Below are 14,892 nucleotides of genomic sequence, written 5' to 3'. Positions count from 1 at the left end.
CTTGCGGCATGGGCCTTGAAACATCCCGAAGAACTTACAGCCGGGCAGATTGATCTGCTTCGGGACTGCCTCGCGCGCAGCAATGCGCGGGAGGTGTTCAGACTGTCCGGCATCGACACGGAGGCGCTTAGGAACCTCCTCCGTGCCGCTGCCTAAACCAGAAACGTCAGGAATGAGGAGAGCATAGACGATGCGAGACGTATTTGTCGAGACGAGCAACTACCGCAAATTCATGGGCGCCTTGACCAAGGTCGATGAGCGTGGCGCCGAGGAAGCCTGCATGGTTGTGGTCGATGGCAAGCCGGGCTTGGGCAAAACGGCGACGATGGCCCGCTGGGTCAGCCAGACCCAGAGCATCTACTTGCGGGCGCAGCGCTGGTGGGAGCACGGTGATTTCGTGGCGGAGTTGCTGGCGAACCTTTCGGTGACCCAGCCGATCCGGGGGCGCCGGGATCGCTGGAAGCGTATCCTCGACGAGCTGGGAAACCGTGCCGAGGATGCTGCGCTGGAGGATCGCACGTTCGGCCTTGTGATCGACGAATGCGATCTGGTCTCGGGCAAACAGGAAATCATGGAAACGATCCGGGGCCTCTCGGATATCCAGTTCCTGCCCACGATCATGGTCGGCATGGGCAAGCTGCGCGACAACCTGCGGCGCTTCCCGCAGATCGAGAGCCGGGCCCCGAACAAGATCGAATTCCTGCCCGCTTCGCCAGACGATGCCCGCGACCTGGTGAGAGGGCTTTGCGAGGTGCCGGTCGCGGATGACCTCATCCAGTTCGTCTGGCGCCATTCGAAGGGCTTTTCGCGGGAGATGGTCGAGGCGATCTCGAAGATCGAACGCTTCGGGCGCCGGATCGATGTCGGCCCCGAGGGCGTGACGGTCACGGACATGGCCGGTCAGATCATCATGTCGAACCGCGAGACGGGCAAGGACATCATCGTGCCAGAGGCTGCGCGATGATTGACACCACCAAACCCGGTGCGGCGGCTACGGCCCTGCTCCGCCATCTCGCGGCAGGCGTATGCCTGACGGCCGACCAGATGACCGAGGCGCTCGGGATCACCAGAGCACAGGCGATGAACGCTGCTCGTAAACTCCTGCGGCGCGGCTATCTGGAAAAGATGGCCGCAGGTTGTTTCCAGTTGTCGGAAGCCGGTAAGGCGGCCGCCTCATCCGGGATTACCATCACATCCGGCCCGAAAGGAAAGACCGGCGTAATTGCAACCCGTCGCCAGACCTTCAGGGAGCGCGCATGGCTCGCAATGCGCATCCATCATCGTTTCACCATCGGGCAGATTGTCGCTTCGGCTGCGCGCGATGGCGAAAGGAATGCCCGTGAGAACGCCCGCAAATATCTGGCCCAGCTTGGACAGGCAGGTTTCGTAAAGGAGCTTCCCAACCGTCTGCCCGGCACCAGCATGGGAAGCAATGGCTTCAAGCGCTGGGTGCTGATCCGAAACACCGGCCCGCGTGCTCCCGTCTATCGCGCTGAACTGCAAACAGTCCATGACTTCAATACCGGGGAGGACATTCCGTGCAAACCCCGCTGAACCTCGACCTGCCGGAACCTGAGTGGATCGGCCTCTGCCGAGCGGAGGTGGCGAAGGGCAAGACGATCAGCCAGGTCGCCCGGGAATGCGGAATGCCCCGGTCTTCGCTGTCGATGCTGCTGTCGGGCGATTACCCGGCCCAGAGCCTTGATCTGGTGACCCGCAAATATGGCCAGCGGATCGTGCAGATTTACCGGGATGCGGTGATCTGTCCCCACCTCCACCGCTCCATCCCTTCGGATGAGTGCCGCGCCCATGCCGAGGCACCCATGACGACATCCCGCCCCGAAAAGCTTCGCCAGTGGCGCGCATGTCGCCGCTGCCCCCTGAACCCCTTGCCGAAGGACGCCGATCAATGACCCGCCTCAAGTTCCCTGCGCATCATCGTTCCCCGCATCATCTGACCGATATGGTCGCTGGCTGGCATGGGGTTTCGGTCGAAGATCTCGCGGGCCGTGATCCGTTGCCGCGCCTTAATGTCGCCCGTCAGGATCTGGTCCTGATCCTGACGGAGTTCACCGGCCTCACGCAGGATCAGATCGGGCTGGCCCTCGGCGAACGCGGCCCTTCGACGATTTCCAGCCTTTACCGCAGCGCTGTCGCGGCTGCCGAAAGCAATCAGGAGACCCGCCTCCGGCTGCATAGCCTGCGCGGCGCGGCAATGGCCCTTCCGGGTGACATGGAGACGCGGCCCGCCGCAGATCAATCCGCCATCGCCATTGCCCGCGAGAACATCGCGCCGGTCACCCGGCCGGTGAACGCCTTCGAACGCATGTCCACCTCGGTCGTGGCGGCGGTCGAGATCCTGCGCACCGGCGATCTTTCGGATGCCGATGCCCGACATGCCGCATTCTGCGTCCTCACCCGGCCGCGCACCGCGCCGCCGCCCATCACCAATGTCATCCCGATGAAAGGAACCGCCTGATGACCCGTGAAACCAATATCGTCCCGTTCACGATGCCCTCGGGCATCACTGATGTGAACGGCAAGCCCTATATGGCGGATGCCAAGGGCGCCCTCGTGCCGGTTGAAGTGATCAAGGCGCAACATCTTCTCGAGGATGAGGTGGTGCGCAAGATCATGGGCTTTGCGCTCGCCCTCTCGGCCCAGATCACCCGCTTTCGTGGTCACACCTTCACCGATCTTGGCGAGCTGGATGCCTTGTTGGCGCAGGAATACGGGCTGACCAAAGGCGGCGCGAAAGGCAATCGGACCTATTCGACGCACGACAGCCTCTTTGCCGTCGAGGTGCGGGTACAGGATCAGATCGACTTCGGGCCGGAGCTGCAGATCGCCAAGACGCTGGTCGATGAATGCCTGAACGAGTGGTCGGCGGATGCCCGTCCAGAGCTGCGCGCCCTGGTGACCCGGGCCTTCAACACCGACAAGGAAGGCAAGATCAATCGCTCCGAAATCTTCACCTTGTTGCGCCTCGATGTCGAGGACCGACGCTGGAAGGAAGCCATGCGCGCGGTGAAGGAGGCAATGCGCGTCGTCGGGTCGAAATCCTACCTGCGGTTCAGGATGCGTGAAGCTTTCGACGCACCTTGGCAAACGGTCACCATCGATCTGGCGGCGGCGTGATGGATATTCCGTTTCACACTGTTGCCGGGACCGTCGATCTTGGCGCTGTCGGCCCGGAGTTTTTCTCGGCCTTCTCCATCGCGGACACTCTGGCCAAGATCAATCGCTACAACGGGCGCACGCCGCGCCCGTGGTCTGTGGCCTCGCACAGCCTGCTGGTCGAGGCGCTTTGCCCCTTCGTCGACCTGAAGGGCTGGGCACTCCTGCACGATGCGCATGAAAGCGTCATCGGCGACATCACCACCCCGGCGGTGGATTACCTCTGCCTTGTCGGCGGAGGTCAGGCTGTCCGCACGGCGATCAATGCCGCCAAGGGCAGGCTCGACCGGATCATCGGCACTGCCTGGGAATGCCCTCCGCGTTCGCATTCGCTGGAAATCCGGCGGGCAGACTGGGTCGCGCTGCAAGCGGAATATGGCGTGTTCTTCGGTCGACCTGCCGACTTCCTGACGGCTGAGGATCGCGAGGACGTCCAGCGCGCCTGTGACCTGATCCCTGAAATCCCCGCGTCATGGGTTGCATCCCGCGATGCCTGGATAGCGCGGGCCGAAGAGCTCGCGTCCATGGGGCTGCTGAAATTGCCCCGTTCCATCGCTGCCGATGCAGCCTGACCTCTGAAAGGAAAGACCATGTCGAACGTTCTCCCCAAGAATGACCTCGTTGCCTTCGTTGCTGCCGAGGCCGGTGTCACCAAAGCCCAGGCACAAGCCGTCCTGGACGCGCTTGGTCCGGTGATCCGCACCAATACCGCCAACGGCTACATCGTCCCGCTGCCCGGCCTCGGCCGCTTCTCCGAGAAGGAGCGTGCCGCGCGCACCGGGCGCAATCCGCGCACCGGGGCCGATGTGGAGATCGCTGCCGCCCGCGTCCTGAATTTCAAGGTCTCGAAGCCCTCGAAACCCTGATGCGAAACCGCACCCGGGGCACAGCAGTGCGCCCCGGGTGACGGTCGGCCGGGCGTGGTGGCCCGGTCCTGATGATGCAGCCGGAGAGTGTCATGACGATCACATTACGAGACCGGCCTGACGGACAGGTCGAACTGGTGGTCCAGAAACCCGTTGTGGTTGGTGTTCTCGCCGACCGGGATCTGGCCGAGCGTTTCGTCGCATTTCTGACGCTGGAAGATGATGCGGCAGAGGAGGATAGCGTCAGGATTGCGACGGATGGCAACGATGAGGTTGCCCAAGAGCTGGACCTTGCGCAGATCGCGCAGGAAGTCGCGCCGGTCCCGTCCAAGCCTCGGTCGCGGCGCAAGCAGCGGGCACAGCTGCCTGCGGTGATCGACAAGCCGAAGGCCCCGGCTCTCTTGCCAGTGGTGCGCCCGGCATTGACCGATACGCAGCTGGATGAGGCGTTCGGGCTGCTGGGGGGGGGCGAGAAGCTCTCTGCTGTAGCCATCCGCTTCGGGGTGCCGATGTCGCAGCTGCGGGGCTATTGGGCGCAGCACCGCAAGCAGGTGCAGCAGCACCTCGCGGACGGTGGGCAGCAGCCCTGTTCCCTGTGCCAGAAGCCATTCACGCCCTCGATTTCCAACCCGGAAACCTGCGCGCGGTGCAGCCATGAGTGATTGCGTGCTGAAATTCAATTTCTCGGCAGACGAAATCGAGAGATGTAAGGCCGCGATGGCGAAACCCGCCCCGCGCGGCGCGCTCCTATTTATTGCCTCGCCTGCGGTTGTCGCTGAGCTCAGCAGTGACGGCCGCGACATCTATCTCGATATGATCAACGGCTCGGCCTTACGGGACCGTGGTCGTAAGATGACAATTTCAGGTGCATGGCCCCTGTTCCGCGCTGGGATGATCGATGCCGACTGCAAGGTGACCGATATCGGGCGGCAACTGATCGATGCCATGGAAGGCGGTGCGGAATGAGTTTCAGCAACGCAAATTTCATACATCGCCGCCGAATTATCGAGGACGCGCTCGCAGTTGTTCTGCGTCGGATTGGCGAAATCGAACATGATGGCAATCTCGGCCGTTGCCTGACTGTCATGGTGCGCCGCTGTGAGGATGTCCGGGAGTTCGAACGTTACTCGCTCTGGGATCTCGCCTCTGAGCTGGAGGTGCTGCTGGCATGAACACGATCCAGATCATCAACATCGCCCGGGGCCAGCTCGGCATGGTCGAGGATGATTACCGCGCGATGCTGGTCCGGGTGACCGGGCTGGCCTCATTGCGGCAGATGTCGGAGCGTCAGCGCATCGATGTCCTCGATCATATGAAAAAGATGGGTTTCCGGGTGCAGTCGGGCGGCAAGCGCGTGCCCTCGGATGTGCCGGGCTTCATCAAGAAGCTCTATGCCGTTTGGCACAGCTGCCACCAGTTGGGCGTCATCGAGGACAAGTCGAATGCCGCCCTGCGCGCCTTCTGCAAGCGGCAGCTGGCCCGCAACTCCCCGAATGTCGTCATCGACCCGGATCTGCTCACCTATGTGCAGGCGTCCATCATCATCGAGACGCTGAAGAAGATGGAGGCCCGGGGCCGGAAGCTGCGGGGGAAAGCCTGATGGCGATGCGGGTCATCAGGGCTTCAGCGGGTGATATCCGTCGCGCCTGGTGCGATAGCGAGATGACGCTCCCCGAGGCGGCGGCTTCGGTCGGCATGTCGAGCGATGCTTTGCAGGATCGGGCGGCCGCGCTCGGCCTGCCTCACCGGCGCACAGGACGGCGCGAGGTGATCCGGCCGCATCAGGAAGCTGATTTCTCGAGGATGTGGGCAGCCGGAATCGCCGCTCGTGAGATCGGCGAGTATTTCGGGTGTCCGTATTTCGCGGTGGTCAATACCGCCACCCGTCTCGGTCTTCCCATGCGCGGGGCAGGTTTTCGGCCGCCGCTGAACCTTGCCGACTGGCGCGAAATCGAAATGGCCCGCGCCATGAAAGATTTTGCGGAGCGCGAGAACCGCGCCCTGAAGGGCCTCGCCGAATGAGCCGCTTGCCCGCCCGCATCGATGATCTGCCCACGTCAATGGTTGACGTGGCGGAGACGCTTGGCCTGCGGGTGGTGCTTTCCCTTATCCAGAATTTCGGCGGCTGTGACCTGCGTTTCCCGGTTCGGCCGGGGCCGGATCACCCGGTCATCAAGGCTCTTGGTGAAACTGACGGATATGCGCTATGTCATTTTCTCAATGGCGAGAAGCTCTATGTGCCTCATGCGCGCCGCCCCCGTTCGGTGCTGGCTGATGTGAAGCGGATGGAGGCGCAGGGCATGGATCGCGGTGCGATTGCCCGTGCCCTCGGTGTGTCACAGCGCCATGTTCGACGCATGTCGAACCGCAGCGGCGACGACCGCCAACCCGATCTTTTCGACTGATCTGCTGTCGGACCTGATGTCCGGCCACCCTGCCTGCAACCGCAAGGCATACCGGCTTGGAACCATTCCCAAAACAGGTCCAGCGCCGTGTCCTACACTTTCCGCAAACCCGCCCGCCCCGTTTCCCGCGTCTTCGTGCATTGCTCGGCATCCGACCGGCCGGAACATGACAGCGCAGCGGTGATCGACCGCTGGCATCGTGAAAAAGGCTGGGCTGGCATCGGCTATCACTTCTTCATCCGCAAGGATGGCACCCTTGAGACTGGTCGCGATCTGGAGAAGATCCCGGCGGCTCAGGAAGGAAACAACACTGGCACCATTGCCATCTGCCTCCATGGCCTCGACATCGACAAGTTCACCGAAGCGCAGTTTTCGACCCTGCGTGGCCTCTGCCTTGATATCGACGAGGCATATCGTGGCACCGTGACGTTTCATGGCCACCGGGAGGTCGCCCGCAAGGAGTGCCCCGTCTTCGATTACAAGGCCGTCCTGCGGCTGGATGCGCGTGGTGGTCTGGGCGATCTGGCTGGCGCCGCTGACATGATCCGTCAGGATCTGCCGCCCGCCCTTAGTGATCTGGAAGTCCTGCCGAACCGCATCACCACCTTGCGCCTCGGAGATCGCGGCGATCTGGTGCGTGGTCTTCAGGTCATGCTGGAGTCAATCGGTTACTTCCCCGGGGCGCTGGACAGCATCTTCGGTGCACGCACCCGGGCGGCAGTGCTGGCCTTCCAGGCGGATAATCACCTCGTCGCCGATGGCATTGTCGGCCCACTGACGCGCGAAGTGCTTGGCGCGTCGAAGCCCCGCGAGGTTGCCCCGGCACGCGCGCTGGCAACACTGGCCGATCTGTCGGCCGGGGGCAGCCGCATCGCACAAGCCTCGCTGGTCAATACCCGGATCGGCGCCCTGATCGCGGGCGGTGGCGCCATCACTGCATTCGATCAGATGACCGGGGTGATTTCGCAGGTGACGGGCCAGTCGCAGGCGATCCAGCAGCTGTTCGACGATCACGGCCTTGCGGCTGGCCTCGTCATTCTTGCGGCCGGGGCCTTCGTCGCATGGCAATCGTGGCGGGCTGGACAGGCCCGCGTCGAGGATCACCGCACCGGCAAGACCTCGTAAACGGAAAGTCTCATCGTGTCGGACCTGCCCCAGCACCAGGCGGAACGGCTCGCCCAGGCGCATCTGCGTCTGGACGCGCATGAGAGCCGCCTCACCAAACTCGAAATCCATTCTGCGGGGGAGACCGTGCGCAGCCAGAACATCGAACGCTCTCTGGGCGAGATCCAGTCGGGCATCACCTGGATCACCCGGCTGGTGATCGGTGGCATCATTGCAGGCGCGGTCGCATTCATTCTCGGGGGTGGCCTCAATGTCGGCTAAGGAAGACCTGAAGCGCAAGGTGCGGTCGGATTACGTCTACCGCCGCATGATGCAATCGACCATTGCCGCCGCATACAGCATCAGCGAGGCAACGGTCGGCCGCTGGAAAAAGGCAGCAAAGGATGCAGGCGACGACTGGGACAAGGCCCGCACCGCGCATGTGATCGCGGGCGAAGGCATGGAGGCCGTGGTGTCCTCGGTCCTCGAGGACTTCATGATCCAGGCGCAGGCCACGCTGGACGAAATCAAGGACGGCGTGCACACGACCAAGGAAAAGGTCGAGATGCTGGTTTCGCTGGCCGATGCGATGACCAAGGTCACCGCCAGCGCCAAGCGCCTCGCGCCCAAGATCTCCGAACTCGGTGTTGCCCAGGACGTGATGGCGAAGCTCCTCGATTTTGTGAAGGAGAACTTCCCGCAGCACGCCCAGGTGATCCTCGAGATCATCGAACCCTTCGGCGAACGTCTGACCGAGATCTACACGACATGAGCGCGCGGCCGAAGCTGAAGGCCGCCGTCAGCCAGAAGGAGTTCCGCAACAAGATCGCGGAAATGGCGGCAGATTTCGCGCGCGAGATCGAGCTGAATGTCGAGGCGTTCACATCCGACCCCGCCGCGAAAGCCGAGCGGGTGCGCCGGGTCAAAGCCTGTGACGAAGGCGGGTTCCGTTTCTTCATGGAAACCTATCTGCCGCATTATGTGCGCGGCGATGCCAGCCTGTTTCACGAGGCGGTCTTCGCACGGGTGCCTGCGATCATGTCGGCCGAGAAGGGCGAGCGCGAGATGTTCATCGCCCCGCGTGGGTCTTCCAAATCGACCCACCTTTCCCTCGGCCTGGCACTTTATCGGATCATCCTGCGCAAGACCCGTTACACGATTGAGGTTTGTGACGTATACGCTCAGGCCGCCCTGTTGATCGAGGCGATCAAGGCGGAACTGACCACCAACCCGCGCCTGCAAAGCGATTTCCCCGATGCCTGCGGGCAAGGCCGGGTCTGGCGCGAGGCCGAAATCGTCACCCGTCAGGATATCCGCGTCGAGGGTGTCGGCGCCGGTCAGAAACTGCGCGGCCGTCGCCATGGCCCCTACCGGCCTGACACCCTGTTCTTCGACGATATCGAGAATGACGAGGCCGTCCGCTCGCCCGAACAGCGCGACAAGCTGGAAAGCTGGATTGCCAAGGCCGCCCTGAAAGTCGGACCGCCCGATGGTTCGATGCATGTGATCTGGGTCGGCACGGTTCTGCACTGGGATGCCGTTCTGGTCCGCGCTTCGAAAAAGCCCATGTGGCGGGTCACCAAGTTTCAGGCGATCATGAAATGGCCTGACCGCATGGACCTCTGGGACCAGTTCGAGGAAATCTACCAGAACGAGGGCAAGGAAGAGGCTATGGCCTTCTACGAGCCTCGCCGCGCCGAAATGGATGCGGGCGCGGTCGTCAACTGGCCCTCGGTTCAGCCCTTGGTCTGGCTGATGCTGGAACGCGCCGGTTCCCATGATGCCTTCGCCACCGAATACCAGAACCAGCCGATGAGCGAGGGCAATCCCTTCGCCAAACTGCATTACTGGACAGCGCGGGTGCGGGAATGGGTGTTCTTTGGCGGCATCGATCCGTCCCTCGGTAAGAACGGCAAGGGGCGTGATCCCTCCGCGATCCTGATCGGCGGCTTCGACCGGCTCTCGGGCAAGATGGATGTCGTCGAGGCGTCGATCCGCAAGCGGCTACCGGACATCATCATTTCTGACACCATTGCGCTTCAGCGCGAATACCGGGCGCTCCTGTGGTTCGTCGAGTCCGTGCAGTTTCAGGAGTTCCTGCGCACCTCCCTGATGGGAGAGGCTGCCCGGCAAGGTGTTGGCGTTTCCGCCGTTCCGATCACGCCGATTGGCGATAAAAATTTGCGCATCGAGCGGTTGCAGCCTCCGGTCAAGGCGGGGCTGATCCGCTTCAGCCCGGATCATGTCACCCTGATCGAGCAGCTCCAGCAATGGCCGAATGCTGCCCATGACGACGGCCCGGACTGCCTCGACATGCTCTGGCAAAACACCCTGTATTACGCAGGCGGCGGTGCGGCGGGTCAGATGCACACCGCGACCGTTGCTTCGGGTGGTGGCGACCGGCTGGGCGGCTATCGGCTTGGAGGGCACAGGTGATGCTTACGGGTAATAGCCGGTTTCGGTTGGGACTTCGCGGGCGGTTAATATTGCAGGTTGAAGAACAGTTCTCCGGCATACGCAACCGTTTTGGCGACCCGCACAGATGGACAGAATGGCGCGATGCCAAAGTCACGGATCTCATGCCGTCGCACCTTCCTGTCATTCTTCCGAAAGAAAAAATGGGTGAGCAATGAGCCGCCGCAAACACAAATCCCGCCCCAAGGCTCAGCCTGTCGCCCATGCCGAGGCACCGCGCAAGAACCTGCCCGCCGAGGCACGGACGCTGATTGCCAATGTCCAGAATGACATCACCATCCCCTATTACTCGGGCCTGCTCCAGCATGCTGACGATACGCTGATCCAGCAGGGCGGCGGCAAGGGGCTGGCACTTTACGATGAGATCGAGCGCGACACCCATGCCGGGGCGATGCTGGAAAAGCGGCGCAATGCCCTGATCTCGCGCGTCTGGGAGGTGGAGCCGGGCGGCGATCTGCCCCGCGACAAGCGGGCGGCGGAGCTGGTCGAGAAATGCTTCAAGGCGCTTCCGTTCGACCAGATCTGCAAAGGGTTGCTGAAGGCGACCCTGAAGGGCTTCGCCGTGGGTGAAGTCGTTTGGAAGCGCGACGGTTCGGAAATCCTGCCTGCGTCCATCGTGATCCATGATCAGCGCCGTTTCGGCTTTGACCGCGACTGGCAGCCCAGGCTCCTGACACTGTCGAACATGCAGCCCGGTGAGCAGCTGCCCGAGCGCAAGTTCGTTGTCCATCGTTTCGGTGTCGAGGGGAATAATCCCTATGGCCTCGGTCTCGGCAGTCGATTGTTCTGGGCCGTGCTGTTCAAGCGCGAGGGCATCGCCTTCTGGCTGCACTTCCTCGAGAAATTCGCGGGGCCGACCGTGGTGGGCAAAACGCCCTACGGCATGCTGACGGAAGAACAGAACAAGCTCCTGAACACCCTGCTTTCGGTGCGCACCGCATCGGCCATCACGGCGCCCATCGGGACCGAGATCGAGTTTCTGGAAGCCAGCCGCTCCGGCACCGTGACCTATGAGGAGTTCGTGAGCTACTGGGACCGGCAGATCTCGATCTGTGTCACCGGCGAAACCCTGACCACGCAGGTCGGGGCTAATGGCGGCAATCGCGCCCTGGGCGAAGTCCATCAGGAGCAGCTGGACGTGCTTGCCGACAGTGACGGCGACCTGCTGGCGGATACCCTGCGGTCGCAGCTCTGCCAGTGGATCGTCGATTACAACCTGCCCGGCGCGGCCGTCCCCAGCGTCTGGCGCATCCGGCCGAAGAATGAACAGGCCGAGGCCGGAACCCGCAAGACCAAGGCCGAGGCCGCGAAGGTGCTGGATGACGCCATCAAGCAGATCGTGAAACAGGCCGGGGCATTCGAGGATGATGAGGTGGCGCGGGAATACATCGTCAGCTTCGACATCACCGATGCGCTGTCCGACAAGGCCATAGACGCTCTGGTCGAGGCCCGGCATGATTTCGCGGGGGCCGATGTGGAACCAGATCCCTTCGTCACCGGCGATCCAGCCATGTTCTCGGCCACCCGGCTCAAAAAAAAACGCTGACCCACCGTCACGTCTGTTTCTCCGAACCCGGCGGGCCGGTTGACCGGATCACCGAACAGGCGCTGGCGGCGGCCGAGGGATATTTCACCAAACGGGTCGCCGCGATCCGGGCGGTGCTTGTGGATGCCATAGAGGTTTCGCCGCTCGAAGATATCGAGGTCTCGATCTCGAGAGGCATCCTTGACCTTGCCGCCCGCTGGACGCCCAATTCCCTCGAGGCGATCTTGTCCCCGGCGATGGAACTGGCAGCGCTGGAGGGGCGCGAGGCGGTTTTCGCGGAGATGGACGGCCCCGCCTTCGCCGACGAGGCACAGCCGATCCGTCAGGAATTCCGCGACCAGATCGACTTCCTGACGCAAAAGCGCCTGAAGCCCACAAAGGTCTGGACTGACGCCATGCACGGCGATCATGACCGCGCCTTTGTGGTGGCGGGGGCCACCAACATGGCGATGCTCGAGGAATTTCATTCGGCTGTCATCAATGCGGCCCGCACCTATGACATCGGCACCTTCGGCAAGGAGTTCGACCGGATCGTCGACAAATACGGCTGGTCCTACAACGGCGGCCGCAACTGGCGCGTCCGCACGATCTTCGAGACCAATATCCGCACCTCCTACATGGCAGGGCGGCTGCGCCAGATGCGCGACCCGGATCTCGTGAAGATCCGGCCCTACTGGCGCTACCGGCATGCCGACACCCGCGTGCCGATGAACCCGCGCCCGGAGCATGTGGCCTGGAATGGTATGGTTCTCATGCATGATGATCCGTGGTGGGATACCCATTTCCCGCCGAACGACTGGAAATGCTCCTGTGGCGTCGAAACCTTGTCGCGCGGCGATCTGCGGCGCCTGGGCAAGTCCGGCCCGGATACCGCGCCGGAAGTCGTCCGCGCGCCCTTCACCCACAAGGCCAGCGGGGAGACCGTCATGCTGCCCGAGGGGATCGGCTATGGCTGGGATTATCAACCCGGCAATCTCTGGGAGCGTGGTCTGGTGCCGTCCGCTCTGATCGACGAAGGCGGCGGTCTGATCCATGAGGGGCGGCATGCGGTCCAGATCGATCCCCCGGCGCCGTTGCAGGATCTTCTCAACGCGGCCAAGCCGTTCTCTGCCCGGCCACTGCCGGAAGCGGGCCTGTCGGACGAGGATTACGTCCGGGCGTTCCTTCAGCCGTTTGGTGCGGATATCGGTCGCGCGGCTCTCTGGACAGATGCAGCAGGCCATGCCGTCCCGATATCGGAGGAGCTCTTCCGCGCGCGGGATGGCCGGTGGAAGGTTGGCAAGCGCGGTCGGGCGCGGCTTACGCCGCTGATGGCCGAGGCCCTCATCGACCCGGATGAAATCTGGCTCGGCGTTGCGGCGAAGCCCGATCCGCTGGACGAGACGATTCAGGAGCTGCTGGTCGACCGCCGCTACATACGGGTTGATCCCGATCTGGGCATTGTTGTCGTGATGGAGGTCGGGCGGCGCTGGTGGGAGCCGATTACGGTCTACGATCCGACCAAGAAGAATGGCCAGCCTGATCCCAAGCTGCTGGACCGGCGGCGCGGCGGGAAATTGCTCTGGAAACGCAAATGACGGCCAGGGCGATCCGGCCGTCATGATCGAAGAACCTACCAGGGCCATCGCCGCCACGTCTCTTCAACCCCAGAAACATAGCCTGAAAGGTGCGAAAATTCAATGACCGGGATCAAGATCACCGTCGAGTTCAGCCAGGACGAGGCCCGCGCCGGTCTGCGCGCCCTGATCGAGCGCATGGAAGACCGGCTGCCGTTCTACAAGTCGGTCGGCGAACGGATGCTGACATCGTCGAGGGACCGTTTCGAGACCGAAACGGCGCCTGACGGATCGCCCTGGCAGAAGCTCAGCCAACGGCGGATCAGGCAGCGGGAGTATCTGAAGTTGACGCCCATCCATATTCTGCGGGCGCGCGGCTATCTCGCCGGATCTCTCAACTATGAGGCCAGCGCGGATCAGGTGGAGGTCGGTTCAGCTGTGGCCTATGCCGCCGCCCACCAGCTGGGCGCCCAGATCGAACAACCGGCCCGCGCGGCCAAGATCTACCGAAAGCGGGAACCAGATGGCCAGATCGGTCGCCGGTTTGTCAGGAAGTCTGAAGCCGATGTCGTCACCGATGTCACGATCCCGGGGCGCAAGATCAGCATCCCGGCGCGGCCGTTCCTTGGCCTGACCTCGGATGATGAAATGGGCATCCGCGAAGACGCCGAAGACTGGCTGATCCGGTGAATTTTTCGAACCGCGAAAAGCGGCCCGCAGGGCGGTTTGACCGATCTCCGGGCGCAACGGCCCGCGCAAGAGGCGTCACCCCCGTCAGCCCCCCGTCAGGATCGCTCTGCGGGCGTCTTTTGCGGGGATCGCCGGTTCTGGATTGATCGGCGGGCCGTTCGGCCCCATGATGACCCCGCTTTGCCATCGTGACCTGTCGGACCTCGGGTCCGGCCACATGGCGTTTCGCGCCCTGTCATGTTGCCCGGAGTTTCACCCGGATGCACCATGACCGACACGCCTCTCACCGCCCGCATCGAGGTTTTCCGCCCCGGCACATTCCGGCCGATGGAGGGCGACCCGATCACCTATTCGGCCGCCGACCTGCGTGCCATCGCCGATGCATATGACCCGGCGACGGCCCCGGCGCCGGTTGTCGTCGGGCATCCCTCGACCGATGCCCCGGCCTATGGCTGGGTCCAGAGCTTCGAATATGCCGACGACCGGCTGTTCGCCAATCTCCACGAAATCGACCCCGTCTTTGCCGATATGGTGAAGGCCGGGCGGTTCAAGAAAGTGTCGATGGCGTATTTCTCGCCGTCGCAGCCGCACAACCCGGTGCCGGGCAACTGGTATCCGAAGCATGTCGGGTTCCTGGGGGCCGCCGCGCCGGGCGTGCCAGGCCTGAAGAATGCGGCCTTCTCTGCCGACGCGCCTGCGGCGGCGATCTTCACGGCCCGCTTCGGCGAGGCTGGCTTCGAGGAAACCGCCTCGCTTCTGCGGACGATCCGCGATCTCTTCATCGAGAAATTCAGTCTGGAAGACGCGGAGCGTGCGCTGCCGTCCTATCGGCTGGAATGGCTGGCCGAGGCCGAACTGTCCGAGAAGCCCGGCCCCGCCGGGTTCTCCGCCGATGGCATCACGCCGCCGCAACCCCTTGAAAATCACCAACCGAAAAAGGAGCCCGCTGTGACCCAGCAGCCCGATCCGGCCTTCGCTGCACGCGAGGCCGAGCTTTCCGAGCGCGAAAAGAAGATCGCCGCCCGGGAAGCCGCCGCCGCCCATGACGAACACGTCGCCTTTGCCGAGCGCCT

At 63.2% G+C, this 14,892-nt stretch carries 21 protein-coding genes and 1 other RNA gene; all 22 read left to right on the top strand.

All coding sequences use genetic code 11. From position 1 onward, the window contains the following. The first annotated feature begins 190 nt into the window (after nucleotides 1–190). Nucleotides 191–964, top strand: a complete 774-nt coding sequence (locus tag IE126_RS24500) for an ATP-binding protein (RefSeq protein WP_189382871.1) — start codon at nucleotides 191–193, stop codon at nucleotides 962–964. Then, nucleotides 961–1,554: a MarR family transcriptional regulator gene (locus IE126_RS24495; RefSeq protein ID WP_189382869.1), complete on the top strand. Its 594-nt coding sequence runs from the start codon at nucleotides 961–963 to the stop codon at nucleotides 1,552–1,554. Before IE126_RS24500 ends, IE126_RS24495 begins: the two co-directional genes overlap by 4 nt. Further along, nucleotides 1,539–1,913: a hypothetical protein gene (locus IE126_RS24490; protein ID WP_229825887.1), complete on the top strand. Its 375-nt coding sequence runs from the start codon at nucleotides 1,539–1,541 to the stop codon at nucleotides 1,911–1,913. Before IE126_RS24495 ends, IE126_RS24490 begins: the two co-directional genes overlap by 16 nt. Beyond that, complete coding sequence (locus IE126_RS24485; RefSeq protein WP_189382867.1) at nucleotides 1,910–2,479, top strand: hypothetical protein; 570 nt, start codon at nucleotides 1,910–1,912, stop codon at nucleotides 2,477–2,479. The genes IE126_RS24490 and IE126_RS24485 overlap by 4 nt, the downstream gene beginning before the upstream one ends. Further along, nucleotides 2,479–3,138 (top strand): DUF3164 family protein, encoded by a 660-nt coding sequence (locus tag IE126_RS24480; protein WP_189382865.1) that lies wholly within the window; start codon nucleotides 2,479–2,481, stop codon nucleotides 3,136–3,138. The genes IE126_RS24485 and IE126_RS24480 overlap by 1 nt, the downstream gene beginning before the upstream one ends. Further along, entirely contained in the window at nucleotides 3,138–3,749 is a 612-nt protein-coding gene (locus IE126_RS24475; RefSeq protein ID WP_189382863.1) for a hypothetical protein, read from the top strand. The genes IE126_RS24480 and IE126_RS24475 overlap by 1 nt, the downstream gene beginning before the upstream one ends. A gap of 18 nt (nucleotides 3,750–3,767) precedes the next feature. After that, nucleotides 3,768–4,043: an HU family DNA-binding protein gene (locus IE126_RS24470; protein WP_189382861.1), complete on the top strand. Its 276-nt coding sequence runs from the start codon at nucleotides 3,768–3,770 to the stop codon at nucleotides 4,041–4,043. Next, nucleotides 4,043–4,129: hammerhead ribozyme type II (locus IE126_RS24465), an RNA gene on the top strand. The genes IE126_RS24470 and IE126_RS24465 overlap by 1 nt, the downstream gene beginning before the upstream one ends. Nucleotides 4,130–4,135: 6 nt before the next feature. Then, nucleotides 4,136–4,705 carry a helix-turn-helix domain-containing protein gene (locus tag IE126_RS24460; RefSeq protein WP_189382859.1) on the top strand — a complete coding sequence of 190 codons (570 nt, stop codon included), beginning with the start codon at nucleotides 4,136–4,138 and terminating at the stop codon, nucleotides 4,703–4,705. 4 nt (nucleotides 4,706–4,709) lie between these two features. Beyond that, nucleotides 4,710–5,009: a hypothetical protein gene (locus tag IE126_RS24455; RefSeq protein WP_189382857.1), complete on the top strand. Its 300-nt coding sequence runs from the start codon at nucleotides 4,710–4,712 to the stop codon at nucleotides 5,007–5,009. Next, the gene (locus IE126_RS24450; RefSeq protein WP_189382855.1) at nucleotides 5,006–5,215 is read left to right on the top strand and encodes a hypothetical protein; all 210 of its coding nucleotides are present in this window, start codon (nucleotides 5,006–5,008) and stop codon (nucleotides 5,213–5,215) included. The genes IE126_RS24455 and IE126_RS24450 overlap by 4 nt, the downstream gene beginning before the upstream one ends. After that, nucleotides 5,212–5,643, top strand: coding sequence for a regulatory protein GemA (locus tag IE126_RS24445; protein ID WP_189382854.1), 432 nt, complete (start codon nucleotides 5,212–5,214; stop codon nucleotides 5,641–5,643). Before IE126_RS24450 ends, IE126_RS24445 begins: the two co-directional genes overlap by 4 nt. Beyond that, nucleotides 5,643–6,065 (top strand): hypothetical protein, encoded by a 423-nt coding sequence (locus tag IE126_RS24440; RefSeq protein ID WP_189382852.1) that lies wholly within the window; start codon nucleotides 5,643–5,645, stop codon nucleotides 6,063–6,065. The genes IE126_RS24445 and IE126_RS24440 overlap by 1 nt, the downstream gene beginning before the upstream one ends. Then, nucleotides 6,062–6,448, top strand: coding sequence for a hypothetical protein (locus IE126_RS24435; RefSeq protein WP_189382850.1), 387 nt, complete (start codon nucleotides 6,062–6,064; stop codon nucleotides 6,446–6,448). Before IE126_RS24440 ends, IE126_RS24435 begins: the two co-directional genes overlap by 4 nt. 87 nt (nucleotides 6,449–6,535) lie before the next feature. Then, complete coding sequence (locus IE126_RS24430; RefSeq protein ID WP_189382848.1) at nucleotides 6,536–7,573, top strand: peptidoglycan recognition protein family protein; 1,038 nt, start codon at nucleotides 6,536–6,538, stop codon at nucleotides 7,571–7,573. 15 nt (nucleotides 7,574–7,588) lie between these two features. Continuing rightward, entirely contained in the window at nucleotides 7,589–7,834 is a 246-nt protein-coding gene (locus IE126_RS24425) for a hemolysin XhlA family protein (RefSeq protein WP_189382846.1), read from the top strand. Further along, nucleotides 7,824–8,324 carry a DUF1804 family protein gene (locus tag IE126_RS24420; RefSeq protein WP_189382845.1) on the top strand — a complete coding sequence of 167 codons (501 nt, stop codon included), beginning with the start codon at nucleotides 7,824–7,826 and terminating at the stop codon, nucleotides 8,322–8,324. Before IE126_RS24425 ends, IE126_RS24420 begins: the two co-directional genes overlap by 11 nt. Further along, the gene (terL, locus tag IE126_RS24415) at nucleotides 8,321–9,988 is read left to right on the top strand and encodes a phage terminase large subunit (RefSeq protein ID WP_189382843.1); all 1,668 of its coding nucleotides are present in this window, start codon (nucleotides 8,321–8,323) and stop codon (nucleotides 9,986–9,988) included. Before IE126_RS24420 ends, terL begins: the two co-directional genes overlap by 4 nt. A gap of 193 nt (nucleotides 9,989–10,181) precedes the next feature. Next, nucleotides 10,182–11,573, top strand: coding sequence for a DUF935 domain-containing protein (locus IE126_RS24410; protein ID WP_189382841.1), 1,392 nt, complete (start codon nucleotides 10,182–10,184; stop codon nucleotides 11,571–11,573). 119 nt (nucleotides 11,574–11,692) lie between these two features. After that, complete coding sequence (locus tag IE126_RS24405; RefSeq protein WP_229825886.1) at nucleotides 11,693–13,150, top strand: PBECR2 nuclease fold domain-containing protein; 1,458 nt, start codon at nucleotides 11,693–11,695, stop codon at nucleotides 13,148–13,150. A 102-nt stretch (nucleotides 13,151–13,252) separates the two neighbouring features. Then, a complete protein-coding gene (locus IE126_RS24400; protein ID WP_189382839.1) occupies nucleotides 13,253–13,819 on the top strand; it encodes a phage virion morphogenesis protein in 567 nt (188 codons plus the stop codon). A gap of 267 nt (nucleotides 13,820–14,086) precedes the next feature. Further along, nucleotides 14,087–14,892, top strand: an 806-nt coding sequence (locus IE126_RS24395) for a hypothetical protein (protein WP_189382836.1), incomplete at its 3' end; no start/stop codon positions are given.

Source organism: Gemmobacter nanjingensis (genome assembly GCF_014652195.1).
GTDB lineage: Bacteria > Pseudomonadota > Alphaproteobacteria > Rhodobacterales > Rhodobacteraceae > Gemmobacter > Gemmobacter caeni.
This window is presented reverse-complemented; position numbering and strand designations above follow the sequence as displayed.